This is a genomic window from Salmonella bongori NCTC 12419, assembly GCF_000252995.1.
In the GTDB taxonomy this organism is placed as follows: domain Bacteria; phylum Pseudomonadota; class Gammaproteobacteria; order Enterobacterales; family Enterobacteriaceae; genus Salmonella; species Salmonella bongori.
Genome location: NC_015761.1, coordinates 52,392 through 76,748 on the forward strand (window position 1 = coordinate 52,392; position 24,357 = coordinate 76,748).

At 51.3% G+C, this 24,357-nt stretch carries 22 protein-coding genes and 2 pseudogenes; 15 read left to right on the top strand and 9 right to left on the bottom strand.

Annotation, left to right across the window (positions count from 1 at the left end; all coding sequences use genetic code 11):
• Nucleotides 1–128 precede the first annotated feature (128 nt).
• The 4 genes and pseudogenes from fkpB to dapB all read left to right on the top strand — a co-directional run bounded on the left by fkpB (nt 129) and on the right by dapB (nt 2,750).
• Nucleotides 129–578, top strand: coding sequence for an FKBP-type peptidyl-prolyl cis-trans isomerase (gene fkpB / locus SBG_RS00235; protein WP_000047273.1), 450 nt, complete (start codon nt 129–131; stop codon nt 576–578).
• Nucleotide 579: 1 nt separating this feature from the next.
• Nucleotides 580–1,530, top strand: coding sequence for a 4-hydroxy-3-methylbut-2-enyl diphosphate reductase (ispH, locus tag SBG_RS00240; RefSeq protein ID WP_001166418.1), 951 nt, complete (start codon nt 580–582; stop codon nt 1,528–1,530).
• Between the two features lie 60 nt (nt 1,531–1,590).
• Nucleotides 1,591–1,668: pseudogene (locus SBG_RS23420) on the top strand (hypothetical protein); the annotation flags it as partial.
• A gap of 260 nt (nt 1,669–1,928) precedes the next feature.
• On the top strand, nt 1,929–2,750 hold the full coding sequence (gene dapB / locus SBG_RS00245) for a 4-hydroxy-tetrahydrodipicolinate reductase (protein ID WP_000544041.1): 822 nt from the start codon (nt 1,929–1,931) through the stop codon (nt 2,748–2,750).
• Nucleotides 2,751–2,843: 93 nt separating this feature from the next.
• Here the strand turns inward: dapB and SBG_RS00250 are convergent, their stop codons facing one another.
• The gene (locus tag SBG_RS00250) at nt 2,844–3,569 is read right to left on the bottom strand and encodes a carbohydrate binding domain-containing protein (protein ID WP_000129955.1); all 726 of its coding nucleotides are present in this window, start codon (nt 3,567–3,569) and stop codon (nt 2,844–2,846) included.
• A 67-nt stretch (nt 3,570–3,636) separates the two neighbouring features.
• On the bottom strand, nt 3,637–4,374 hold the full coding sequence (locus SBG_RS21030; protein ID WP_000102777.1) for a hypothetical protein: 738 nt from the start codon (nt 4,372–4,374) through the stop codon (nt 3,637–3,639).
• Between the two features lie 743 nt (nt 4,375–5,117).
• On the opposite strand from SBG_RS21030, the gene carA reads away from it, so the two are divergent.
• From carA to caiF, 3 genes are all read left to right on the top strand, one after another.
• The gene (gene carA / locus SBG_RS00265; protein ID WP_000597286.1) at nt 5,118–6,266 is read left to right on the top strand and encodes a glutamine-hydrolyzing carbamoyl-phosphate synthase small subunit; all 1,149 of its coding nucleotides are present in this window, start codon (nt 5,118–5,120) and stop codon (nt 6,264–6,266) included.
• Between the two features lie 17 nt (nt 6,267–6,283).
• Nucleotides 6,284–9,511 carry a carbamoyl-phosphate synthase large subunit gene (gene carB, locus SBG_RS00270; RefSeq protein WP_001126301.1) on the top strand — a complete coding sequence of 1,076 codons (3,228 nt, stop codon included), beginning with the start codon at nt 6,284–6,286 and terminating at the stop codon, nt 9,509–9,511.
• Nucleotides 9,512–9,783: 272 nt separating this feature from the next.
• Nucleotides 9,784–10,179: a carnitine metabolism transcriptional regulator CaiF gene (gene caiF, locus SBG_RS00275; RefSeq protein ID WP_000333325.1), complete on the top strand. Its 396-nt coding sequence runs from the start codon at nt 9,784–9,786 to the stop codon at nt 10,177–10,179.
• 76 nt (nt 10,180–10,255) lie between these two features.
• Here the strand turns inward: caiF and caiE are convergent, their stop codons facing one another.
• The 6 genes from caiE to caiT all read right to left on the bottom strand — a co-directional run bounded on the left by caiE (nt 10,256) and on the right by caiT (nt 17,429).
• Complete coding sequence (caiE, locus tag SBG_RS00280; RefSeq protein WP_000122866.1) at nt 10,256–10,852, bottom strand: carnitine operon protein CaiE; 597 nt, start codon at nt 10,850–10,852, stop codon at nt 10,256–10,258.
• A 98-nt stretch (nt 10,853–10,950) separates the two neighbouring features.
• Complete coding sequence (gene caiD / locus SBG_RS00285; RefSeq protein ID WP_000004390.1) at nt 10,951–11,736, bottom strand: crotonobetainyl-CoA hydratase; 786 nt, start codon at nt 11,734–11,736, stop codon at nt 10,951–10,953.
• Between the two features lie 53 nt (nt 11,737–11,789).
• Nucleotides 11,790–13,343 carry a crotonobetaine/carnitine-CoA ligase gene (gene caiC / locus SBG_RS00290; RefSeq protein ID WP_000355820.1) on the bottom strand — a complete coding sequence of 518 codons (1,554 nt, stop codon included), beginning with the start codon at nt 13,341–13,343 and terminating at the stop codon, nt 11,790–11,792.
• Between the two features lie 62 nt (nt 13,344–13,405).
• A complete protein-coding gene (caiB, locus tag SBG_RS00295) occupies nt 13,406–14,623 on the bottom strand; it encodes an L-carnitine CoA-transferase (protein WP_001016214.1) in 1,218 nt (405 codons plus the stop codon).
• A 111-nt stretch (nt 14,624–14,734) separates the two neighbouring features.
• On the bottom strand, nt 14,735–15,877 hold the full coding sequence (gene caiA / locus SBG_RS00300; RefSeq protein WP_000347134.1) for a crotonobetainyl-CoA dehydrogenase: 1,143 nt from the start codon (nt 15,875–15,877) through the stop codon (nt 14,735–14,737).
• A 34-nt stretch (nt 15,878–15,911) separates the two neighbouring features.
• Complete coding sequence (gene caiT, locus SBG_RS00305) at nt 15,912–17,429, bottom strand: L-carnitine/gamma-butyrobetaine antiporter (RefSeq protein ID WP_000787070.1); 1,518 nt, start codon at nt 17,427–17,429, stop codon at nt 15,912–15,914.
• Nucleotides 17,430–17,909: 480 nt separating this feature from the next.
• On the opposite strand from caiT, the gene SBG_RS00315 reads away from it, so the two are divergent.
• From SBG_RS00315 to SBG_RS00345, 8 genes and pseudogenes are all read left to right on the top strand, one after another.
• Nucleotides 17,910–18,680 carry an electron transfer flavoprotein FixA gene (locus SBG_RS00315; protein ID WP_000700027.1) on the top strand — a complete coding sequence of 257 codons (771 nt, stop codon included), beginning with the start codon at nt 17,910–17,912 and terminating at the stop codon, nt 18,678–18,680.
• 15 nt (nt 18,681–18,695) lie between these two features.
• Nucleotides 18,696–19,637, top strand: coding sequence for an electron transfer flavoprotein subunit alpha/FixB family protein (locus tag SBG_RS00320; protein WP_001032205.1), 942 nt, complete (start codon nt 18,696–18,698; stop codon nt 19,635–19,637).
• Between the two features lie 49 nt (nt 19,638–19,686).
• Nucleotides 19,687–20,973 carry an FAD-dependent oxidoreductase gene (locus tag SBG_RS00325; protein WP_001287759.1) on the top strand — a complete coding sequence of 429 codons (1,287 nt, stop codon included), beginning with the start codon at nt 19,687–19,689 and terminating at the stop codon, nt 20,971–20,973.
• Nucleotides 20,970–21,257 (top strand): ferredoxin-like protein FixX, encoded by a 288-nt coding sequence (gene fixX / locus SBG_RS00330; RefSeq protein ID WP_000203731.1) that lies wholly within the window; start codon nt 20,970–20,972, stop codon nt 21,255–21,257. Before SBG_RS00325 ends, fixX begins: the two co-directional genes overlap by 4 nt.
• Nucleotides 21,258–21,404: 147 nt before the next feature.
• Entirely contained in the window at nt 21,405–22,745 is a 1,341-nt protein-coding gene (locus SBG_RS00335; protein WP_001136163.1) for an MFS transporter, read from the top strand.
• Nucleotides 22,746–22,833: 88 nt separating this feature from the next.
• Nucleotides 22,834–23,064: a YgdI/YgdR family lipoprotein gene (locus SBG_RS00340; protein ID WP_001172092.1), complete on the top strand. Its 231-nt coding sequence runs from the start codon at nt 22,834–22,836 to the stop codon at nt 23,062–23,064.
• A 25-nt stretch (nt 23,065–23,089) separates the two neighbouring features.
• Nucleotides 23,090–23,191, top strand: a pseudogene (locus SBG_RS21185) (glutathione-regulated potassium-efflux system oxidoreductase KefF); the annotation flags it as partial.
• A gap of 164 nt (nt 23,192–23,355) precedes the next feature.
• Nucleotides 23,356–23,763, top strand: a complete 408-nt coding sequence (locus SBG_RS00345) for a hypothetical protein (RefSeq protein ID WP_162007801.1) — start codon at nt 23,356–23,358, stop codon at nt 23,761–23,763.
• A 220-nt stretch (nt 23,764–23,983) separates the two neighbouring features.
• On the opposite strand, the gene srfN is transcribed toward SBG_RS00345, so the two are convergent.
• Entirely contained in the window at nt 23,984–24,274 is a 291-nt protein-coding gene (srfN, locus tag SBG_RS00350; protein ID WP_000733363.1) for a DUF1471 family virulence protein SrfN, read from the bottom strand.
• Nucleotides 24,275–24,357 lie beyond the last annotated feature (83 nt).

Genomic DNA, 24,357 nt, shown 5'->3' on the forward strand with positions numbered 1-24,357 from the left:
TTATTTTGCAGGCCTGATAAGCGTAGCGTCATCAGGCAAACTTTGTGCCGGATAGCGCGAAAGCGCCTTATCCGGCACAAGGTTTTATCGTCCTTTGTGCCTTAGGGCAAAACACGTGAGCAATTTGCATGTCTAAATCCGTACAGAGCAACAGCGCGATCCTCGTTCACTTCACACTGAAACTGGATGATGGCTCAACGGCTGAATCCACCCGCACTAACGGTAAGCCTGCGCTATTCCGTCTTGGCGATACGTCGCTTTCCGAAGGGCTGGAGCAGCAGCTTCTGGGGCTGAAAGAGGGGGAAAAAAAAGCTTTTTCGCTGGAGCCTGACGCGGCGTTTGGCGTACCCAGCCCGGATTTAATTCAGTATTTCTCGCGCCGTGAATTTATGGCGGCGGGCGAACCTGAAGTAGGGGCAATTATGCTTTTTACCGCAATGGATGGCAGTGAAATGCCTGGCGTGATTCGCGAAATTAACGGCGATTCTATTACCGTTGATTTTAACCATCCGCTGGCCGGGCGTACCGTTCATTTTGATATTGAAGTGCTGGAAATCGATCCGGCGCTGGAGGCATAACATGCAGATCCTGTTGGCCAACCCACGCGGTTTTTGCGCCGGGGTAGACCGCGCTATCAGCATTGTTGAAAATGCGCTCGCCATTTATGGCGCGCCAATCTACGTTCGTCACGAAGTGGTGCATAACCGCTATGTGGTGGATAGCCTGCGTAAGCGCGGGGCGATCTTCATTGAACAAATCAGCGAAGTGCCGGATGGCGCCATTCTGATTTTTTCTGCCCACGGGGTTTCTCAGGCGGTGCGTAACGAGGCGAAAAGCCGCGATCTTACCGTTTTTGATGCGACCTGCCCCCTGGTGACGAAAGTCCATATGGAGGTGGCGCGTGCCAGTCGTCGCGGTGAAGAGTCCATTCTGATTGGTCACGCCGGGCATCCGGAAGTCGAAGGGACGATGGGACAGTACAGCAACCCGGAAGGGGGGATGTATCTGGTTGAGTCGCCAGAAGACGTATGGTCACTGAATGTAAAAAATGAAGGCAAACTCTCCTTCATGACACAAACTACACTCTCCGTGGACGACACGTCCGATGTGATTGACGCGTTGCGACGCCGCTTCCCAAAAATTGTCGGACCGCGCAAGGATGATATTTGTTATGCCACGACCAATCGCCAGGAAGCGGTGCGGGCGCTGGCCGCGCAGGCTGATGTGGTGCTGGTGGTTGGTTCGAAAAACTCCTCTAACTCTAACCGTCTGGCGGAGCTGGCCCAGCGAATGGGAAGAACCGCGTTTCTTATCGACGACGCGGCAGATATTCAGGAAGCATGGGTGAAAGAGGCTGCCTGTGTCGGCGTTACTGCTGGCGCTTCCGCACCGGATATTCTGGTACAAAATGTCATTGCGCGCCTGCGAGAGTTTGGCGGCGGCGAGGCTATCACGCTTGCGGGCCGTGAGGAGAATATTGTTTTCGAAGTGCCAAAAGAATTGCGCGTAGATGTTCGTGAAGTCGAGTAAAGATTCATAACTGTAAAGCCAGCAGAATAATTGCTGGCTTTTTTTTGGAGATGGTAAGCCGCATTATTACTGATGCACTATCCGGAGGGCATATTTAACATTTGCTGTCTGGTGATGATGGGTGGTTCCGCAGGGCGCGCCCCGAAAACCCTGCTTTGTGGCGCTGGACATTAACGTGGCCGGATCTCAACAGTGGGTGGTAGAGGTTCTGGCGCTGGCAACGTGATCCCCCCGCGTATAATTATATAACGTGACTCATTGCGTAACGCCATGCCTTTTACTGATATCGCTTGCTGTTTATCATTATTTTCTAATTATCGGCGATTTCAGATGACAGCCTCGTCAGAGGCTGGTTAATCTGAAAACGGTTTACATCATTTGAACGTAAGAGAATAACTATGCATGAAGCACAGATCCGCGTCGCGATCGTCGGCGCGGGAGGGCGAATGGGCCGTCAGTTAATTCAGGCCGCATTGCACATGGAGGGTATTCAGCCAGGCGCCGCGCTGGAACGTGAAGGGTCTTCTTTGCTGGGCAGCGATGCAGGCGAGCTGGCGGGTGTGGGGAAAACGGGGGTTATCGTCACGAGCGATCTGGCGTCGGTCAAAGATGATTTTGATGTGTTGATTGATTTTACCCGTCCGGCGGGCACGCTGGCGCATCTGGCATTTTGCCGCAAACATGGTAAAGCCATGGTGATTGGCACGACCGGTTTTGATGAGGCGGGTAAACAGGCTATCCGTGACGCTGCAAAGGATATAGCTATTGTTTTTGCGGCTAACTTCAGCGTTGGCGTCAATGTGATGCTCAAGTTGCTGGAAAAAGCGGCGAAAGTGATGGGCGACTATAGCGATATTGAGATTATTGAAGCGCATCATCGCCATAAAGTCGATGCGCCGTCAGGAACCGCATTGGCGATGGGGGAGACGATTGCCCATGCGCTGAATAAGGATCTGAAAGATTGTGCAGTTTACAGTCGGGAAGGACATACCGGCGAGCGTGTGCCAGGAACGATTGGTTTTGCGACCGTACGTGCGGGCGATATTGTCGGCGAGCATACTGCGATGTTTGCCGATATAGGCGAGCGCGTAGAAATTACGCATAAAGCCTCCAGCCGAATGACCTTTGCCAATGGGGCGTTGAGATCGGCATTATGGCTAAAAACGAAGAAAAATGGGCTTTTTGACATGCGGGATGTGCTGGAGCTGGATGTATTATAAGGACCAGATACCTTCGTGATGTGGTTATAGTAATCAAGATGAGTTGATTACAAAGGGCAATAATGCTATTGCCCTTATATTTTTTATCAGCGATTATTCAGTTAAATAAATAACACCTTTAGCCAGTAAATTTTCCATTGTTTCTTCGCTCAACATATGTTCTGCGGTAGTTTTAGCGTTGACGATGGTCAACTTAAAGACATCGCTGGCGGCAAGCGCGCTCAGCGAGGTACTTTGAGCAAAATCATCAGGCCCAACGGTAAATTCAGTAATATAACTACCGTTTTTATACAGACGGTAGGTTTGCTCGGCGGCGTCAACGGTTGTCTTAATGCCGTATTGATAATAGGCATAGCCATTCAGCGTTTGATCCAGATTGACCCAGAGCGGACGGGTAAATACAAACGGAACCGCCACCATTTCAATATTATCAATAAACATCGCACCGGCACCGACATCGCCTGGCGCCATAAAGGTAACGATAGCGTCGCCTGCGCTGGCCTGAGTGGAGAATTCCAGCGATTCGGTATACCAGTCGTCGCCGGGCGTCATATTGATCTCGTGCTCAAAAAAGGTAGTCGCGCCGTCTGCGGATTTAACGAAGAGCTTCCCGGCAATACTGCCTTTAATGGAAAACGCGAGCGCGTATGTCATAAACGTTTCAAGCGTAATACTCTGGCTTAATGCGTTTGCGCTGTCGATACGACAAAAATGATTGCTGTCGCTGGCTTCAACTTCTACCAGCGAGCCAATTTGCCATTGCTCGGTTAAGCCGTCTTCAAAAGAACCATCGACGATAATATTAGTAATGTCAGTCATGATATATCTCTTTAGATTAAAATAAATAAAATGGATACGTTATTTATCGTGAAATTATCACGTAACGTTATTCGATATTGCAGACGCCGGCGGCCATCAGCTGCTCATAGGTCAGCTCACACAGTAAATATTCTTTTGTTGTTAGCTCGTCATAAGCGCGAATTTGATATACATCGCCAGCGGCAAAAGCGGAGTAACCGCCCGTCTGGTTAAAATCATCCGGGCCAACCGCATCCATTAAAGCGGCATAACTACCGTTACGATAAATGCGGTTAATCTGGCCTTCCGGAGCATCGGTGCGGGTCATCAGGTTGATCTGGAAAAAATCTTTAGAGGTGCCCACATTGGTCATGTTGACCCACAGCGGCTTGCTGTATTCAAACGGCACCGCAACCAGGCTAATCAGGTCGATATCTACCGCTGCGCTCGCACTGTTCCACGGAATAGTGATCTGAAAGGCGGTACGCCCCGATTCAGACCCGGTTGTAAAGATATATTCCTCCAGATGCCAGTCAGTATTCAGGTTGGCATTGATTGTGGACTTAAAAGACGTTTTTATCGGAGATGGCTGGTAAATTGTGACGGTACCTTTAGCCGCCCCGCGCACGGCAAAGCTCAGGCGATAGGTCATCTCTGCTTCGATGGTAAAATATTGCGTAAGGGTGTTGGTGGGTTCAATGCGACAGTAGTGGTTATCGCCCGTTGCGCCATCTTCGACAAAAATAGCTGACTGGGAGGAGAGCACCCAGCCATCAAACCCATCTTCAAAGCCGCCATCAACAATGATATTACTTTCGGTAGACATATTTTTTCCTTAAATCAGTGGATTGAAAAACATCGTTCTTAAACGAACGGAACGATGATGACCCTCGCAGGACATACCATTTGTGGTGGATATCACGTTTTTTTCTCGTGTGATTTTTATTTATTTATTTAATTTCAATGGGTTATTTATTTTTGTGTGATAAAAGAGTGTGTATGATGGAAGTGATGTGATAAGACCAGGTATTACGTCAGGAAAAATATTTGAGGGGCTAATTCTTTATATGATTGATTATAATGGTTTTTTTGCATCTCACTGGCTGATGGTGTCATTTTTTTATTGGCGGTATTTTTATGTTTATCAATATCATCTTGTTGATTTGTAATATGAAAATATAAAATATTTAATTTATGAGATATTTATTGTTTTCTATATAGAAAGAACTCTTTTTGTTCTATTTTTATTAATATTTTGGTTTGAAAATTGTAAATTTTGACCAGATGGTCCACTTTTTTATCCGTTATTCACTGATTTTAAATTCTCCCTGTCACGCAAGCGTTTACTCACGCTATTAAGATGTTTTTTTTGCCTGTTAACTCACTTTATTTCATCATAAGTGGCAAAAAAAGATAAAAAATACCGCCTTTAAGTTGACTTTTATCTGTGTTGTCTCCAGAATGCCGCCGTTTGCCAGAAATTCGTCGGTAAGCAAATTTGCATTGATTCTCGTCATAGCAATGAATTAATATGCAAATAAAGTGAGTGAATATTCTCTGGAGGGTGTTTTGATCAAGTCAGCGCTATTGGTTCTGGAAGACGGAACCCAGTTTCACGGTCGGGCCATAGGGGCAACAGGTTCGGCGGTTGGGGAAGTCGTTTTCAATACTTCAATGACCGGTTATCAAGAAATCCTCACTGACCCTTCCTATTCTCGCCAAATCGTCACTCTTACTTATCCCCATATCGGTAATGTCGGTACCAATGAAGCCGATGAAGAATCTTCTCAGGTTCATGTGCAAGGTCTGGTTATTCGCGACCTGCCGCTGATTGCCAGCAACTTCCGCAGTACCGAAGATCTTTCTTCTTACCTGAAGCGCCATAATATTGTAGCGATTGCCGATATCGATACCCGTAAGCTGACGCGTCTGCTGCGTGAAAAGGGGGCTCAAAATGGTTGCATCATTGCGGGCGATAATCCGGACGCGGCGCTGGCGCAGGAATTGGCAAAATCCTTCCCTGGCCTGAACGGCATGGATCTGGCGAAAGAAGTCACCACGGCGGAAGCGTATAGCTGGACACAAGGAAGCTGGTCACTTAAAGACGGTTTACCGGAAGCGAAAAAAGAAGACGAACTACCGTTCCACGTGGTGGCCTATGACTTTGGCGCCAAGCGCAACATTCTTCGCATGCTGGTAGACCGCGGCTGTCGCCTGACAGTCGTCCCGGCGCAAACCTCTGCCGACGATGTTTTGAAGATGAACCCGGACGGCATTTTCCTTTCTAACGGTCCTGGCGACCCGGCTCCGTGTGATTACGCGATTACCGCCATCCAGAAATTCCTCGAAACCGACACCCCGGTATTCGGTATTTGCCTCGGTCATCAACTGCTGGCGCTGGCGAGCGGCGCGAAAACCATCAAGATGAAATTTGGTCACCACGGCGGCAATCACCCGGTAAAAGATCTTGATAAAAATGTGGTGATGATTACCGCGCAAAACCACGGCTTTGCGGTTGACGAAGCGACGCTGCCCACTAATCTGCGTGTAACTCATAAATCGCTATTTGACGGTACCCTGCAAGGGATTCACCGTACGGATAAACCAGCGTTCAGCTTCCAGGGGCACCCGGAAGCGAGTCCTGGCCCGCATGACGCCGCACCGCTGTTCGACCACTTTATCGAGCTTATTGAGCAGTACCGTAAAATTGCTAAGTAATCAGGAGAATTAAGACCATGCCAAAACGTACAGACATAAAAAGTATCCTGATTCTGGGCGCGGGACCGATTGTTATCGGGCAGGCGTGTGAGTTTGACTACTCCGGCGCGCAGGCGTGTAAAGCACTGCGTGAAGAAGGCTACCGCGTCATTCTGGTGAATTCTAACCCGGCGACCATCATGACCGATCCGGAAATGGCCGACGCCACTTATATCGAGCCAATTCACTGGGAAGTGGTACGCAAAATCATTGAGAAAGAGCGTCCGGACGCCGTATTGCCGACGATGGGTGGCCAGACGGCGCTCAACTGTGCGCTGGAGTTGGAACGTCAGGGCGTGCTTGACGAGTTCGGCGTCACCATGATTGGTGCTACTGCCGATGCTATTGATAAAGCGGAAGACCGTCGCCGCTTCGACATCGCCATGAAAAAAATCGGCCTCGATACTGCGCGTTCCGGTATTGCGCATACTATGGAAGAGGCATTAGCGGTCGCCGCTGATGTTGGCTTCCCATGCATTATTCGTCCGTCATTTACGATGGGCGGTACTGGCGGCGGTATCGCCTATAATCGCGAAGAGTTCGAAGAAATCTGCGAACGCGGTCTGGATCTCTCTCCGACAAATGAGCTGTTGATTGATGAATCGCTGATCGGCTGGAAAGAGTACGAGATGGAAGTGGTGCGTGATAAAAACGACAACTGCATTATCGTCTGCTCTATCGAAAACTTCGATGCCATGGGCATCCATACCGGTGACTCCATCACCGTAGCGCCAGCACAGACCCTGACCGACAAAGAATACCAAATCATGCGTAACGCCTCGATGGCAGTACTGCGTGAAATCGGCGTCGAAACGGGCGGTTCCAACGTCCAGTTCGCAGTGAACCCGAAAAACGGTCGTCTGATTGTTATTGAGATGAACCCGCGTGTTTCTCGTTCTTCTGCTTTGGCTTCAAAAGCGACTGGTTTCCCAATTGCGAAAGTCGCAGCAAAGCTGGCTGTCGGTTATACCCTCGATGAACTGATGAATGACATCACCGGTGGTCGTACCCCGGCGTCGTTTGAGCCATCCATCGACTATGTGGTCACCAAGATCCCGCGTTTTAACTTCGAAAAATTCGCCGGTGCCAACGATCGCCTGACCACCCAGATGAAATCTGTCGGCGAGGTAATGGCAATTGGCCGTACACAGCAGGAATCGCTGCAAAAAGCGCTACGCGGGCTGGAAGTGGGTGCCACCGGCTTCGACCCGAAAGTCAGCCTCGACGACCCGGAAGCACTGACCAAAATTCGTCGCGAACTGAAAGACGCAGGTGCTGAGCGCATCTGGTATATCGCCGACGCCTTCCGTGCCGGCCTGTCTGTTGACGGCGTGTTCAACCTGACCAACATCGACCGTTGGTTCCTGGTTCAAATTGAAGAGCTGGTACGCCTGGAAGAGAAAGTGGCGGAGTTGGGTATCAATGGCCTCGACGCTGATTTCCTGCGCCAGCTTAAGCGTAAAGGCTTCGCTGATGCGCGTCTGGCTAAGCTTGCAGGTGTCCGTGAAGCGGAAATCCGCAAGCTGCGCGAGAAGTCACAACTGCACCCGGTCTACAAGCGCGTGGATACCTGTGCAGCAGAGTTTGCCACTGGCACCGCCTACATGTACTCCACCTATGAAGACGAGTGCGAAGCGAACCCGTCTGTTGATCGCGACAAAATCATGGTTCTCGGCGGCGGCCCGAACCGTATCGGCCAGGGCATCGAATTCGATTACTGTTGCGTTCACGCCTCGCTGGCACTGCGCGAAGACGGTTACGAGACCATCATGGTCAACTGTAACCCGGAAACGGTTTCTACCGACTATGACACTTCCGACCGTCTGTACTTTGAGCCGGTGACCCTGGAAGATGTGCTGGAAATCGTGCGTATTGAGAAGCCGAAGGGCGTTATCGTACAGTACGGCGGCCAGACGCCGCTAAAACTGGCGCGCGCGCTGGAAGCGGCTGGCGTGCCGGTTATCGGCACCAGCCCGGATGCGATTGACCGTGCAGAAGACCGCGAACGCTTCCAGCACGCGGTTGACCGTCTGAAGCTGAAACAGCCGGCAAACGCCACCGTCACCACGATTGAGATGGCGGTTGAGAAGGCAAAAGAGATTGGCTACCCGCTGGTGGTACGCCCGTCCTACGTGTTGGGCGGTCGGGCGATGGAAATCGTTTACGACGAAGCCGACCTGCGTCGCTACTTCCAGACAGCGGTCAGCGTCTCTAACGATGCGCCGGTACTGTTGGACCACTTCCTTGATGATGCGGTTGAGGTGGACGTGGATGCCATCTGCGATGGCGAAATGGTGCTGATTGGCGGCATTATGGAGCACATTGAGCAGGCGGGTGTACACTCCGGCGACTCTGCTTGTTCTCTGCCGGCCTACACCCTGAGCCGGGAAATTCAGGACGTGATGCGTGAGCAGGTGCAGAAGCTGGCCTTCGAACTGCAGGTGCGCGGTCTGATGAATGTGCAGTTTGCGGTAAAAGACAACGAAGTCTACCTGATTGAGGTCAATCCGCGTGCGGCGCGAACTGTGCCATTCGTCTCTAAAGCCACCGGTGTACCACTGGCGAAAGTCGCGGCCCGCGTTATGGCCGGTAAAACGCTGGCACAGCAGGGGGTGACCAAAGAAATCATCCCGCCGTATTACTCGGTGAAAGAAGTGGTACTGCCGTTCAACAAGTTCCCGGGCGTTGACCCGCTGTTAGGGCCAGAGATGCGCTCGACCGGGGAAGTGATGGGCGTAGGGCGCACTTTTGCGGAAGCCTTCGCTAAGGCGCAACTGGGCAGTAATTCCACCATGAAGAAACAGGGCCGTGCGCTGCTCTCCGTGCGTGAAGGCGACAAAGAGCGCGTGGTGGATCTGGCCGCTAAACTGCTGAAGCAAGGCTTTGAGCTGGATGCCACCCACGGTACCGCGATTGTGCTGGGTGAAGCTGGTATCAACCCACGTCTGGTTAACAAGGTGCATGAAGGCCGTCCGCACATTCAGGACCGGATTAAGAATGGCGAATATACTTACATCATCAATACCACTGCTGGTCGCCGGGCGATTGAGGATTCCAGGGTAATTCGTCGCAGCGCATTGCAGTACAAAGTACATTATGACACCACCCTGAACGGCGGTTTTGCCACTACAATGGCATTGAATGCCGATGCCACCGAGAAGGTAACCTCGGTGCAGGAAATGCACGCGCAGATCAAAAAGTCGTAAACCAAGGGGCCGGCGGATATTGCTCTAACCGAACCTGTAATATAATTTTGAAAGGGTTTCTGTAAAGAAACCCTTTTTTATCTTGCGTGAGGTCATTCCTGGAGAAGTCCGTTTCCGTAACCACATTTTCAATGTAATAAGCACGATATTGCTCACACTAATCAATATTTAAGTCGCATACTATCTTGCATATCCACAATTTTAATATGGCTTAGTTTTTATTAATTTGGACAGGCCGTAGCCAGATTTTTAATTTGTGAAATGGTGTGTTTATGTGTGAAAAATATGTTGAAAGACCGCTTTATTTGTTAATTGCTGACTGGATGATGGCAGAGAACCGATGGATCACTGCCCGGGAGATTTCCCGTCAATTTGATATTGAACATTGCAAAGCAATTAATACGCTCTCCTATATTCTGTCAGAAGTGGGGGAAATTGTTTGTGAAGTGAAGATGATCCCTAACCAGATTGCAGGACGAGGCTGCCAGTGCCAGCGTCTGGTGAAAGTCGTGAGTATCGACTCTCAACTCTATCGCCGATTGAATCATAATTTGCAGGAAAGAAAAGTGAGCGTGGCGAAAACGCCGCGACTGTCTGCCGTTCCCCCAACAGAGCTAAACCGTGAGCAGAAATGGCAGATGATGCTCTCCAAGAGTATGCGTCGATAATTGTCTGTTTACCTGATGGCGGGGTAAACGGTAATTGACGCGTAGGCCGGATTAGCGTGAGCGCATCCGGCATCAATTACTGTGCTGATTTTGGCTTCACGTCCGTCGTGCCTTTCAGGCGCGGCCGGTTTTCTTCGACCTGCGTTAACGGCTTCGTTTCAGATAACCCCGTTCGACAACGGCTCGCAAGATCCTGATATTCTTTGGTGTTGAGGCGTTTCCAGTGCAGCTCCTGGTCCGTAACCTGGCGTAGTACACGCGCAGGTGAACTTACCAGCAGTTGCCTTGCCTCACCCTGAAATCCGGCTTTGACAAAACTCATGGCGGCGACAATGCTCTCTTCGCCAATCACTGCGCCGTCCATAATGACGCTATTCATGCCGACCAAAGCGTCCCGTCCCACCACGCAGCCATGTAGAATAGCGCCGTGGCCGATATGACCGTTCTCATGCACGATGGTATCGGTATCGCAGTAGCCATGCATAATGCAGCCATCCTGCAGATTAGAGCCTGCCTCCAGGATCAGGCGACCATAATCCCCACGCAATGACGCGAGTGGGCCAATATAAACACCGGCACCCACGATGACATCGCCAATCAGCACGGCGCTGGGATGGACAAACGCGTCCGGGTGCACCACCGGGATCAGTCCTTCAAAGGCGTAATAGCTCATGGTTGTACCTCGATTTTTTTGCCGGATGGCGGCATCCGGCCTACGGTTGCGCATGTGCTGTATGCCGGATAAGCGAAGCGCCATCCGGCATAGTCACATTAACGACCTTTCCACACCGGATCGCGTTTTTCGGCGAATGCCTGCGGTCCTTCGAGCGCATCTTCTGAATGCAGTACCGACGGATAATGCTTCAGCACGCCGCTGCGGATGTAGCGGTAGCCTTCTTCAACCGGCATTTCACTGGTCGCGCGATAAATCTCTTTCAGCGCCGCGATAGCCAGCGGTGCGCTATTGACCAGTTGTTGCGCCAGTTCGCGCGCGCTATCCATCAGTTCGCTCTGACTGACAACGCGGTTCACGATCCCCCAACGCAGCGCTTCTTCGGCGCGCATTCGTCTGCCGGTCATTACCATTTCGTTGACGATAGCCGGTGGCAACAGCTTAGGCAGGCGCAAAACGCCGCCGCTGTCAGGCACGATGCCGAGCCTGGCTTCCGGCAGCGCGAAGCTGGTGTTTTCGGCGCAGACAATAAAGTCTGCCGCCAGCGCCAGCTCAAAACCGCCGCCAAACGCGTAGCCGTTCACTGCGGCGATGACCGGCTTATCGAGGTCAAATATTTCAGTTAAACCGGCAAAGCCGCCGGGTCCAAAATCGGCATCCGGCGCTTCACCTTCCGCCGCCGCTTTTAAGTCCCAGCCCGCAGAAAAGAATTTCTCCCCGCCGCCGGTAATGATTGCTACGCGTAATTCCGGATCGTCACGGAAATTAAGGAAAGCCTGGCCCATTGCAAAGCTGGTTTTGGCATCAATGGCATTCGCTTTAGGTCGGTCGAGGGTAATTTCCAGGATCGGGCCGTTACGGGTCAGATGTAATGACTCACTCATAGTTCATCTCCAGATAAATAGTTTCCCGGCGGGAGGGATTCCTGCCGGAAGGTTTATTTCAGATTTTTTTTAATTATTTTTCCTGAACAGTTGCGCGGTAGGTCGGTTCTGATCTCCATAAAAGAGGGAACCTTGAACTTCGCCATATTGTTTTCGCAGAAGCTGAAAAACTCGGCTTCGCTTAATGTTTCACCTTCATTAAGGACAATAAACGCTTTAATGGCTTCATCACGGATCGCGTCTTTAATACCAACCACCACAATGTCCTGAATTTTCGGATGCGCAGAAATAATATTTTCCAGTTCGACGCAGGAGACATTTTCCCCGCCGCGTTTAATCATGTTGCAGCGTCTGTCGACAAAATAGAAATAGCCATCCTCATCCTGGTAACCCGAATCACCGGTATGTAACCAGCCCTCAGGTTCCAGCGCCCTGGCGTTTGCCTCCGGCTGCATGTAATACTCTTTGAAGATAGTCTTGCCGGGGATGCCTTTAATACAGATTTCGCCAATTTCTCCGGCGGGCAGCGGGCGATTTTGATCGTCGCGAATTTCAGCTTCATAGCTAAAGCCCACGCGACCAATGGAAGGCCAGCGTCGTTTGTCTCCGGGACGGTCGCCAATAATTCCGACAATGGTTTCAGTCATACCATAAGAGGTCAGCAGCCTGACGCCAAAGCGTTCGGTAAAGGCGTCTTTTTCCTGCGCGGATAGATTGAGATAGAACATCACTTCACGCAGATGATGCTGCCTGTCCGTTGGCGCGGCGGGCTGTACCATCAGCGTGCGGATCATCATTGGGATGCACTCGGTTACCGTCGCCTGATATTTACGTACCTGATCCCAGAAGGCCCTGGCGCTGTACTTCTCCAGGAGCACAAAGGTGCTGCCGGCGGAAAAGGCTGGCATTGCGGCGGTACACTGGCAGTCGATATGAAAAGCGGGCATCACCGTCATGTACACGTCATCATCGCGCAGGGCGATTTGCCAGGCAGAGTAATAGCCTGCAAAACGCAGATTATAGTGGGTAATCACCACCCCTTTTGGACGCGAGGTGGTACCGGAGGTAAACAGAATTTCCGCCGTATCGTCAGTGGATAACGCGGGCGTATAGCACAGCGTGGCCGACTGACGTGCTTGCAGTTGGACAAAGTGGCTCACGCCATCGTCAGCCGGAAGCTGTCCGCCAATCAGACAGATATGATTAAGCGGAGTGCTATTGTCCTGGCGTATTTCACGGTACATAGGATAAAACTGGGCGCTGGTAACCAGCAGACTCACCTGGCTGTTTTGCAGGATCCAGGCGCTTTCTTCGCCCAGTAAGCGGGCATTAATCGGCACCATAATGGCACCGATTTTTGCCAGTCCAAACCAGCAAAAGATGAATTCCGGACAGTTATCCAGATGCAGTGCGACCCTATCACTCTTGCGGATCCCTAGGGAATAGAAAAGGTTCGCCGTGCGGTTAATCTCTTCATTGAGCGAGGCATAGCTAAACTGCCGAACGATTCCCTCACAGGATTCGAAAATTAACGCCGTTTTATCTCCGTACACCCCGGCCAGGTCGTCCCACATCTGACGTAAGTTTTGTCCGCCAACGATATCCATATTGCTTTATCCACTGAAATCAGGCGTGAGCGCTAACCGGAAAACCGATTAGCGCATCGCGTTTAATCCTCAACTTTGGCCAGGCCTTTGCCGACCAGTTCCTTAATATCTGCTTCGCTATAACCAATGTTTTTCAGAATGGCGGCGGTATCCATGCCGTGTGATGGCATGCCACGCCAGATTTTCCCCGGGTTGTTTTTAAATTTCGGCATGATGTTCGGCCCTTTACAGGTGCGACCGTCCATTGTTTGCCACTGAGTAATCGATTCGCGGGCAACGTACTGCGGATTACTTTCCAGTTCCGGAATGGTGAGCACCTTCGCACAGGCGATATTCAGCTCAGCAAAGCGCGCCTGAACGTCGGCGATGGTGTGTGTTGCCAGCCAGGCGTCCAGTTTCTCTTCGACGAGCGGGCCGTAAGGGCATTCCACGCGATGAATTAGCTGGGTGCCTTCCGGAACTTCCGGCGTACCGAGAAGGTGGGCCAGGCCAATATCTTTAAAACACTCGTTGATTTGCGTGATGCCGACCAACTCCATGACGATGTAACCATCGGCGCATTTATACAGGCCACAGCCGGCGTAGTAGGGATCTTTTCCTTTCGTCATACGTGGACAGATTTCGCCGCCGTTGAAGTAGTCCATCATGAAGTACTGACCCATGCGCAGCATCACTTCGTACATGGCGATATCGATGCTTTCACCTTTACCCGTTTCGCGCACTTTGTGCAGGGCCGCCAGCGCCGCTGTTGTCGCGGTCATCCCGGAGAAGTAATCGGCGGTATACGGGAAGGCTGGCATCGGCTGATCAACGTCGCCGTTTTGGATCAGATAACCACTGAACGCCTGCGCGATGGTGTTATACGCCGGAAGATTGGTGTACTCCTCGGTACCATACTGGCCGAAGCCGGAAAGGTGGGCAATGACCAGTTTCGGGTTATGTTCCCACAGCACTTCATCAGTAATACCGCGGCGGGCAAAGGCCGGGCCTTTACTGGCTTCAATGAAAATATCGGTGGTTTCCATGAGTTTCAGAAACGCTTCACGACCTTCATCTTTGAAAATATTCAGCGACAGGGCGTGCAGGTTGCGGCGTGAGAGCTGCGGGTAGTTAGGCTGTACGCGGATGGTATCGGCCCATGCGACGTTTTCAATCCAGATAACCTCGGCGCCCCATTCGGCGAACATCTGTCCGGCGAATGGACCGGCGATTTCGATTCCTGAAAAAACAACGCGTACCCCAGCAAGCGGGCCAAAGGTTGGCATTGGTAAATGATTCATCATTTTTCTCCTGGCATTTTTTGCGGTATGTAGGCCGGATAAGCACAGCGCCATCCGGCATGATTGCCTGATGGCGACGCCCCGCGTCTTATCAGGCCTACAAGGGATCGATTAGCGGTATTGCTTAAGTACCGCACGACCCAACGTCAGGATCTGCATTTCGTCAGAACCACCAGAAACACGGTCAACGCGCAGGTCACGCCAGAAACGCGTGATGCGGTGGTTACCCGCGATACCAACACCTCCCAGTACCTGCATGGCGGTGTCTACCACTTCAAACGCGGCGTTGGCGCAGAAGTATTTGCACATTGCCGCGTCGCCGGAGGTAATAGTGCCGTTATCCGCTTTCCACGCGGCTTCCAGCAGCATGTTTTTCATGGAGTTCAGTTTGATCGCCATATGCGCAAACTTCTCCTGAATCAGCTGGAAACGACCAATAGCTTCACCAAACTGCACACGCTGATTAGCGTAACGCGCGGCGTCTTCAAAAGCGCACATTGCGGTGCCGTAATTGGTCAGCGCGACGAGGAAGCGTTCATGGTCAAACTCTTCTTTCACGCGGTTGAAGCCATTACCTTCCCGACCGAACATGTCTTTCTCGTCCAGTTCAACGTCATCAAAGGTGATTTCACAGCAGCTATCCATGCGCAGACCGAGTTTCTCCAGTTTGTTGACCTTGATACCCGCTTTGCTCATGTCCACAAACCACTCGGTGTAAACCGGTTTATCCGGCGATGCGCCGTCTCTCGCCATGACCACGATGTACGGGGTATAGGCGCTACTGGTGATAAAGCACTTACTACCATTAAGATAAACCTTACCATTTTTGCGTGTATAAGTGGTTTTCAGACTGCCGACATCCGATCCCGCTCCCGGTTCGGTGATAGCAGAGTTCCACATCTGCTTACCGGTGCCCCGGAACGCCATGATTTTATCAATTTGCTCCTGAGTCCCTTCACGCAGGAAAGTGTTAAAACCTCCCGGCAATTGGTACAACACGTAAGTTGGCGCGCCAAGGCGTCCCAGCTCCATCCAGACGGCGGCGACGGTAACAAAACCCGCTTCCAGACCGCCGTGTTCTTCCGGGATCAGCAGGCTATCAATACCCATATCCGCCAGCGCTTTTACAAAACGCTCAGGGTAGACGCTGTCACGATCGCACTCGGCAAAATAAGCTTCCCAGTTCTCACTGGCCATCAGTTCGCGAATACCGGCGACAAACAGCTCCTGTTCGTCATTTAAGTTGAAATCCATCTTTCAGCCTCTTGATCAATTGGGTTAATTAGAATTACTTGTCTTTCCAGTGCACTTTGGCGTCTTTAATAAAGGACAGCGTCACCATAATGTTGACGAAGAACAGCGGGCATCCTCCGGCGATAATCGCGGTCTGAATCGGCTTCAACCCACCCAGCGCCAGCAGAACGATACCGATGATGCCGACCAGAATGGACCAGCCGATGCGTACCAGCAGCGGCGGCTCTTCACCATCGCGAACTTCGCGACAGGTCGACATCGCCAGGGTGTAAGAGCAGGCGTTAATCAGCGTGACGGTGGCAATAAAGCAGAGGATGAAGAAGCCCCACATGGTGGCGGTGCTGAGCGGCAAAGCAGCCCAGGTTTCGATAATGGCGCGCGCCACGCCGTGTTGCTCAATCAGCTGCGGAATGTTGAGGATGTTTTTATCCATCAGCAGCAGCGTGTTACTGCCAAGAACAGTCCATAGGATCCAGGTAGACGCGGTCAGACCCAGCACCATCCCGAAGCACAGTTCACGTACGGTACGACCACGGGAAATACGGGCCAGGAAGATACTCATCTGGATGGCGTAAATAACCCACCACGCCCAATAGAAAACAGTCCAGCCCTGTGGGAAGCCGCCTTTACCGATGGCGTCGGTATAGAACAGCATCCGTGGCAGATGCATCAGCAGCATCCCGACGGAGTCGGTGAAGTAGTTCATGATGAAGCTGGCGCCGCTGACGATAAACACCCAGCCGAGCATCAGGAAGCTCAGGTAGCTACGCACATCGCTGGCGATTCTGACCCCTTTTTGCAGGCCGCAGGCCACGCAAATCGCGTTCAATATGATCCAGCAGGTAATGATGATGGCATCTAATTGCAGCGTATGCGGAATACCGAACAGCCATTGCATACACTCGGTGACCAGCGGGGTAGCCAGACCGAGGCTGGTGCCCATCGCGAAGATCAGCGCCACCAGGTAGAAGTTATCAACGATGGTACCGAACAACCCTTTGGCATGCTTTTCACCGACGAGCGGTACCAGCGTGGAGCTGGGACGGATGACATCCATCTTGCGTACAAAGAAGAAGTAGGCGAAGGCGACAGAAAGGAAGCTATAGGTTGCCCACGGCAGCGGCCCCCAGTGGAACAGGCTGTACGCCAGACCTATCTCTTTCGCGCCCGTGGAATTTGGTTCCAGGCCGAACGGCGGGGTGGAGATATAGTAGTAGATCTCAATAGAGCCCCAGAACAAAACAGCAGCGGATGTACAGGAGGCGAACATCATGAAAATCCAGCTGGCGGTGCTAAACTCCGGTTTTTCGTCACCTAATCTCTTTTTGGCATAGGGGCCAAAAACCAGCCAGAACCAGCCGAAGAGCATGACGACCATATACCATTCAAATGCCCAACCCCAGACGTTGGTGACATAACTGAATACCGCATTAATAACGACGTTAGCGGCATCAAGATCTCTGACTGTTAGCCAGCAAAGTATCCCGACAATTATTAATGGCGGAAAAAAAACCTTCGGTTCAATTCCCGATTTTTTCTTTTCATTTTTCATAAGTGAATTCCAGTGTGAAAACGAAATTTATTTAGCGTGCCAGTCCATGAACGTTTGTTTATTTATTATTAATGATTTGTTGATAAGTTTTTAACCTCTGGGACGCCTCAATGAGTAACTCATAATGGGTATTCATTTCGGGTGGTTCTGTTATCTTCGTCACACTTTTTTGCGCTGGTTGTTTTGTGTTTAAATGTCGACTTTTATTTTATAAATCATTATGTTGGTGCTGATTTTTTAACTTTTTTAAGTGTCTGGCGTTCAATATTGTTGAGCCAGCAAACAATATTGAAAATTTTCATGTTTGACATATTTTTTTCAATATTGGTGAGGTGCGTAACACTATTGAAAGTTACGAATATCAATGTGTGACATTTTCAATATTGGTGATTAAGGTTTTATTTCCGAATTAAAGAGCGTGATATCTGTATTTAATACCGCCGATATAAATACGTTTCCTTCATGATTTCTGGAGATGCAATGAAGATAATGACTTGCTACAAATGCGTACCTGATGAGCAGGATATTGCGATTAATAATGCTGATGGAACACTCGATTTCAGCAAAGCGGATAGCAAAATCAGCCAATATGATCTGAATGCAATTGAAGCTGCTTGCCAGTTAAAACAGCAGTTAGGAGACGTTCAGGTTGTCGCCATGAGCGTTGGCGGCAAAGCGCTGACTAATGCAAAAGGGCGCAAAGATGTCCTCTCTCGTGGCCCTGATGAACTGATTGTGGTGATTGACGATCAATTTGAGCAGGCGCTGCCGCATCACACCGCTACCGCGCTGGCCGCCGCCGCGCAAAAATCAGGTTTCGATCTGCTTATCTGCGGCGACGGTTCTTCCGATCTTTATGCTCAGCAGGTTGGTTTGCTGGTGGGCGAAGCGCTGAACATTCCGGCGATTAACGGCGTGAGTAAAATCCTCTCTCTTACCGACAGCACATTGACGGTAGAACGTGAACTGGAAGATGAAGTTGAAACGCTGAGCATCCCGCTCCCGGCGGTGATCGCGGTTTCCACTGACATTAACACCCCACAAATCCCTTCGATGAAAGCCATTCTGGGCGCGGCGAAAAAACCGGTTCAGGTCTGGTCGCCTGCGGATATCGGGCTGAACAGCGTACCTGCGTATTCCGTACAACAGGTTGCCGCACCGAAGCAGCGCGAGCGTCAGCGTGTGGTGATTGAAGGTGACGGTGAAGAACAAATCGCCGCGTTTGTCGAGAATCTGCGCAAAATCATTTAATTATCAGGGGATGTTATGAACAAATTTTCCAGTGTCTGGGTATTCAGCGATACCCCTTCTCGTCTGCCCGAACTGATGAGTGGCGCGCAGGCTGTAGGTGAAAAAGTTAACGCGTTCGTACTGAACGAAGCGGATAGCGCGACAGCCTGTCATTTGGGCGCGGATCATGTCTGGCTGCTCAGCGGCAAACCAGAAGACCGCATGATCGAAGACTACGCTGATGTGATGGCTGAGACTATTCGTCAGCAGCGCGAGGGCGGCGCGGTACTGCTGCCGAATACGCGTCGGGGCAAGCTGTTGGCGGCAAAGCTGGGCTATCGCTTGTCGGCTGCGGTTTCCAACGATGCCAGCGAAGTCGCCCTGCAGGATGGAAAAGCGGCGGTCAAACATATGGTCTACGGCGGTCTGGCGATAGGGGCAGAAACCATCGTTTCGCCGTTTGCCGTGATCACGCTCAGCAGCGGAACGTTTGACGCACAACAACCAGATACTTCTCGCAGCGGCGAGATGCACACCGTGCAGTGGCAGGCTCCGGCTATTGCCGTGACCCGCACCGCAACTCAGGCGCGTCAGAGCAACAGCGTCGACCTCGACAAAGCGCGTCTGGTGGTCAGCGTGGGACGTGGCATCGGCAGCAAAGAGAATATCTCGCTGGCCGAAGCGCTGTGCCAGACGATTGGCGCCGAGCTGGCTTGTTCTCGCCCGGTGGCGGAAAACGAGAAGTGGATGGAGCACGAGCGCTACGTCGGTATCTCCAACCTGATGCTCAAGCCTGAACTATATCTGGCGGTGGGGATCTCCGGGCAGATCCAACATATGGTTGGCGCCAACGGCGCGCAGACGATTTTCGCCATCAACAAAGATAAAAACGCGCCAATCTTCCAGTATGCGGATTTTGGCATCGTTGGCGATGCGCTGAAGATCCTGCCTGCGCTGACGGTTGCCTTAGCGCGATAAACCATTTCGGGCAGGATGCGAAGGTATCCTGCCGCTGACAGGAGTACGTATGTCCGAAGATATCTTTGATGCCATCATCGTGGGTGCAGGTCTGGCCGGTTCGGTTGCGGCGCTGGTGCTTGCTCGCGAAGGTGCACAGGTGCTGGTTATCGAGCGTGGCAATTCTGCTGGCGCGAAGAATGTCACCGGTGGGCGTTTGTATGCACATAGCCTGGAACGCATCATTCCCGGCTTTGCGGATCAGGCCCCCATTGAACGCATGATCACCCACGAAAAACTCGCCTTTATGACCGACAAAGGGGCGATGACGATGGATTATTGCAACGGCGAGGACGCCGCATCGTCGCAAGTTTCTTATTCCGTTTTGCGCAGTAAATTTGACGCCTGGCTGATGGAGCAGGCCGAAGAGGCGGGGGCGCAACTGATCACCGGTATTCGCGTGGATAATGTCGTTCAGCGTGATGGCAAAGTCGTGGGCGTGGAAGCCGATGGCGATATTCTGGAAGCCAAAGTCGTAATCCTCGCTGATGGGGTGAATTCTCTGCTGGCTGAAAAGCTGGGCATGGCAAAGCGTGTTGAGGCATCGCATGTTGCTGTCGGCGTGAAGGAACTGATCGAATTGCCGAAGTCGGTCATTGAAGATCGTTTCCAGTTACAGGGCAACGAAGGTGCCGCCTGTCTGTTTGCCGGGGCGCCAACCGATGGTCTGATGGGCGGTGGCTTCCTGTATACGAATGAAACAACCCTTTCCCTGGGGCTGGTCTGTGGACTTCATCATCTGAAAGACGCGAAAAAATCGGTCCCGCAAATGCTGGAAGATTTCAAACAGCATCCGGCAGTTGCGCCGCTGATCGCCGGTGGCAAGCTGGTGGAATATGCCGCACACGTTGTACCCGAGGCGGGCATGAATATGCAGCCTGAACTGGTGGGCGATGGCGTACTGATTGCCGGAGACGCTGCCGGCATGTGTATGAACCTTGGCTTTACCATCCGTGGTATGGATCTCGCCATATCCGCAGGCGAAGCGGCGGCGAAGACGGTGCTTTCGGCGATGAAGCGTGATGATTTTAGCAAGCAGTCGTTGGGTGAATACCGTCATCATCTGGGCGAAGGTCCGATGCGCGATATGCGCATGTATCAGAAACTGCCAGCTTTTCTTGATAATCCCCGCATGTTTACCGCTTATCCTGAAATGGCGGTCAGTATCGCGCGCGACCTGTTCACCGTGGATGGCTCCGCGCCGGTGCCCATGCGTAAAAAAATCCTGCGCCATGCGAAGAAAGTGGGCTTCATCAACCTGATGAAAGATGGCCTGAAAGGAGTGACCGTATTATGACATCTCCCGTCAATGTCGACGTCAAACTGGGCGTCAATAAGTTCAATGTGGATGAAGACAGCCCGCACATCATTCTCAAAGCCGATCCTGATAAACAGGCACTGGAGGTGCTGATTAAGGCCTGTCCGGCGGGACTGTATAAAAAGCAGGACGACGGTAGCGTTCGTTTTGATTACGCCGGGTGCCTGGAGTGCGGAACGTGCCGGATCCTCGGCCTTGATACGGCGCTGGAAAAATGGGAATACCCACGCGGGACGTTTGGCGTGGAGTTCCGCTACGGCTAATAAGTACGAGGTTGTGCCCCCGTAGGCCGGATAAGATGCGGTAGCGTCGCCATCCGGCAATCATGTGGCGCCAATGCCGGATGGCGGCGTAAACGCCTTATCCGCCCTACAGATGACGCTTTGCCCGTGTTGAAACAGGACATCACCATGCCGCAGCCCAGAAACTTTGACGACCTTAAATTCTCCTCCATTCATCGCAGAATTATGCTGTGGGGAAGCGGCGGCCCGTTCCTTGATGGCTACGTGCTGGTGATCATTGGCGTGGCGCTGGAACAACTGACGCCGCTATTGCACCTTGATGCTGAATGGATTGGCGCGCTCGGCGCGGCTACGCTTGCCGGACTGTTTATCGGCACCTCGTTGTTTGGCTATATTTGCGATAAAGTCGGGCGGCGTAAAATGTTCCTGCTTGATATTATCGCTATCGGCGCTATCTCCGTGGCGACCATGTTTGTTTCCACGCCGCTTGAATTGCTGGTGATGCGCGTTTTAATTGGCATTGTTATCGGCGCGGATTACCCTATCGCCACTTCCATGATTACGGAGTTTTCCAACACCCGCCAGCGTGCGTTCTCCATCGGTTTTATCGCCGCGATGTGGTACGTCGGCGCGACCTGCGCCAATCTGGTGGGGTATTGGTTGTATGACATGGAAGGCGGCTGGCGCTGGATGCTTGGCAGCGCCTTTATCCCGTGCTTAATCATTTTGATTGGCCGCTTTGACCTGCCGGAATCGCCACGCTGGCTATTGCGAAAAGGACGGGTAAAAGAGTGCGAACAAATGATGATCAAACTGTTCGGCGAACCGGTCTGCTTTGACGATGAGCCGCCGCAGGAGACCCGCTTCCTGCAACTGTTTAACCGCCGTCATTTCCCGTTTGTACTGTTCGTCGCGGCTATCTGGACCTGTCAGGTAATCCCGATGTTCGCTATCTATACCTTTGGGCCGCAGATCGTTGGGTTACTCGGCTGGGAACAGGGGCGCGACGCGGCGCTCGGCAATGTGGTGATTAGCCTCTTTTTTATGCTGGGCTGTATACCGGCGATGTTCTGGCTAAACAGTATTGGCCGTCGCCCTCTGCTTATTGGCAGCTTCGCCATGATGACTATCGCGCTGGCGCTGCTGGGGCTGGTATCAAATCTGGGCATCATACTGGTCGTGGTGGCGTTTGCGGTATACGCCTTCTTTTCCGGCGGACCGGGTATACTGCAATGGCTTTATCCTAATGAACTCTTCCCTACGGATATTCGCGCTTCAGCCGTGGGGGTCATCATGTCATTAAGCCGTATTGGAACCATTGTCTCCACCTGGGCATTACCGATTTTTATTACTCGTTACGGTATTAATAACGTCATGCTGATTGGCGCGTTGATTTCGTTAGTCGGGCTTGGCGTATCGGTGATGTTTGCTCCGGAAACCCGCGGCTTGACGCTAACCCAGACCGGAAACATGACTTTGCGCGGAACGCCATCGGATAATCCTCGTTAAGAGTGTTCTGCATTTCTCCCCGCTTTTCGCCAATAACGCTACAGTTAACAGTCACATGCTAAAAAAATTGAAAAGCAGGGAGAACACCATGCAAAAACGTCTTATGACCGCACTGTTTACCGCAGCAACACTATTCACCGTCGCAGGATGCTCTTCTAACCAGGCGGTTAAAACGACGGATGGCAAAACTATCGTCACCGACGGGAAACCCGAGGTCGATAACGATACCGGTATGGTGTCTTACAAAAATGCCGCCACCGGGAAAACCGAACAGATTAACCGCGATCAGCTGAAAAATATGAGCGAGCTGGATAATTAATCAATTTTTTCTGGTTAGCCGCGCAATAATATTCATTATTTATATGCATCCGTATCCGCACCATTCTCATGCGAATAAACGGATGCCTGAACAGGCAGGGACGCCGGAAAACGTCGAAATATGTTCGCCCGTTCGCCCGTGTTCCCGCTTTCCCCACCGCGTTCTCCGCTTATATGAGGTTACACTCATCGACATTTCTCTGAACCGCGGCTCAACATTTCCCGGAAAAAAACATATCGCAGAGCATTTATCCTTATGATTAGGTATGAGGAACAGGAGTCTGTGATGAAAATGAAACTGATACCCTTTTATTTGTTCGCGCTATTTTCCGCCGCCTCCGGGGCTACGGAGATAAAAGCCTGCAAAGACCTGATCGGAACATGGAAAACCACGGCAGGTAACCCACCTTATACTATGACTATATTGCCGCCGGTAGAAACCTGCGGGGAAAAATGTGTAAAACTGAACGTACAGTATGAACTCGACAAGCTTCACCGCAACGCGCTTTATTGCCATGAAGGACAAGAGGGGGTAAAAGGGCAAGGCCCCATGGTGATAGCATTTGAAGGGGCGTATGGTGGACACGCTATTGGAACTTATAATCGACAGTTACAATTACTTTGGGCTGGCGTAATACCAAAAAACAATCAAGGAAAATGGATAATGAAGATGGAAAATTACTGGTTCAGGCAGCTATAAATGCACGGTGTATTGTCTTAAAGTGGTCTTCGAAAAATGGTATTGCCAACATCAGGCTCTCCTGCATTTGTCGTTTCGCAGATTTGATAAAAAAGGAGGGCCAACATCTGTTTCCAGACGGCCCTGAGTGGATTGTGACACAACAAGACGCCTTCCCGGCGCTCTTTTATTATTTCATATCCTGTGTTATTACCGTTGCCACAGAGCAATCAATGCTTATTTATTTCGCTGCATCTTTATAAACTTCAGCAACAGCCTCAAAGTTTGGACCATGTTCGCGCGCAGCAATAATATGGTAGTATTTCCCCCCTTTCGCATCCGCTAATTCTGAAAGTTTTTCGCGTAAATCGGATGGCGAAGAGATTTGTCCACCACTCTGCGACACATTTATGGTGCCGACCTTAACCAGTTTGAAGTGGTTGATTTCTTCTTTAGAGACCTGATCGGCAGCAAGTGCGCTGAATGAAGAGACCGTGGCCAGTAACGCAGTGGCGATGATGAGTTTTTTCATAGTTCTGTTCCTGTTGTATTGACGATAATGTTTTTGCAATAGCAGTAATACATACCGAATTGATTTATGAACTCGATTAATTA

Coding starts and splice junctions, on each gene's coding strand:
- fkpB (WP_000047273.1), top strand. CDS start 129: ATGTCTAAATCCGTACAGAGCAACAGCGCGATCCTCGTTCACTTCACA.
- ispH (WP_001166418.1), top strand. CDS start 580: ATGCAGATCCTGTTGGCCAACCCACGCGGTTTTTGCGCCGGGGTAGAC.
- dapB (WP_000544041.1), top strand. CDS start 1,929: ATGCATGAAGCACAGATCCGCGTCGCGATCGTCGGCGCGGGAGGGCGA.
- SBG_RS00250 (WP_000129955.1), bottom strand. CDS start 3,569: ATGACTGACATTACTAATATTATCGTCGATGGTTCTTTTGAAGACGGC.
- SBG_RS21030 (WP_000102777.1), bottom strand. CDS start 4,374: ATGTCTACCGAAAGTAATATCATTGTTGATGGCGGCTTTGAAGATGGG.
- carB (WP_001126301.1), top strand. CDS start 6,284: ATGCCAAAACGTACAGACATAAAAAGTATCCTGATTCTGGGCGCGGGA.
- caiF (WP_000333325.1), top strand. CDS start 9,784: ATGTGTGAAAAATATGTTGAAAGACCGCTTTATTTGTTAATTGCTGAC.
- caiE (WP_000122866.1), bottom strand. CDS start 10,852: ATGAGCTATTACGCCTTTGAAGGACTGATCCCGGTGGTGCACCCGGAC.
- caiD (WP_000004390.1), bottom strand. CDS start 11,736: ATGAGTGAGTCATTACATCTGACCCGTAACGGCCCGATCCTGGAAATT.
- caiC (WP_000355820.1), bottom strand. CDS start 13,343: ATGGATATCGTTGGCGGACAAAACTTACGTCAGATGTGGGACGACCTG.
- caiB (WP_001016214.1), bottom strand. CDS start 14,623: ATGAATCATTTACCAATGCCAACCTTTGGCCCGCTTGCTGGGGTACGC.
- caiA (WP_000347134.1), bottom strand. CDS start 15,877: ATGGATTTCAACTTAAATGACGAACAGGAGCTGTTTGTCGCCGGTATT.
- caiT (WP_000787070.1), bottom strand. CDS start 17,429: ATGAAAAATGAAAAGAAAAAATCGGGAATTGAACCGAAGGTTTTTTTT.
- SBG_RS00315 (WP_000700027.1), top strand. CDS start 17,910: ATGAAGATAATGACTTGCTACAAATGCGTACCTGATGAGCAGGATATT.
- SBG_RS00320 (WP_001032205.1), top strand. CDS start 18,696: ATGAACAAATTTTCCAGTGTCTGGGTATTCAGCGATACCCCTTCTCGT.
- SBG_RS00325 (WP_001287759.1), top strand. CDS start 19,687: ATGTCCGAAGATATCTTTGATGCCATCATCGTGGGTGCAGGTCTGGCC.
- fixX (WP_000203731.1), top strand. CDS start 20,970: ATGACATCTCCCGTCAATGTCGACGTCAAACTGGGCGTCAATAAGTTC.
- SBG_RS00335 (WP_001136163.1), top strand. CDS start 21,405: ATGCCGCAGCCCAGAAACTTTGACGACCTTAAATTCTCCTCCATTCAT.
- SBG_RS00340 (WP_001172092.1), top strand. CDS start 22,834: ATGCAAAAACGTCTTATGACCGCACTGTTTACCGCAGCAACACTATTC.
- SBG_RS00345 (WP_162007801.1), top strand. CDS start 23,356: ATGAAACTGATACCCTTTTATTTGTTCGCGCTATTTTCCGCCGCCTCC.
- srfN (WP_000733363.1), bottom strand. CDS start 24,274: ATGAAAAAACTCATCATCGCCACTGCGTTACTGGCCACGGTCTCTTCA.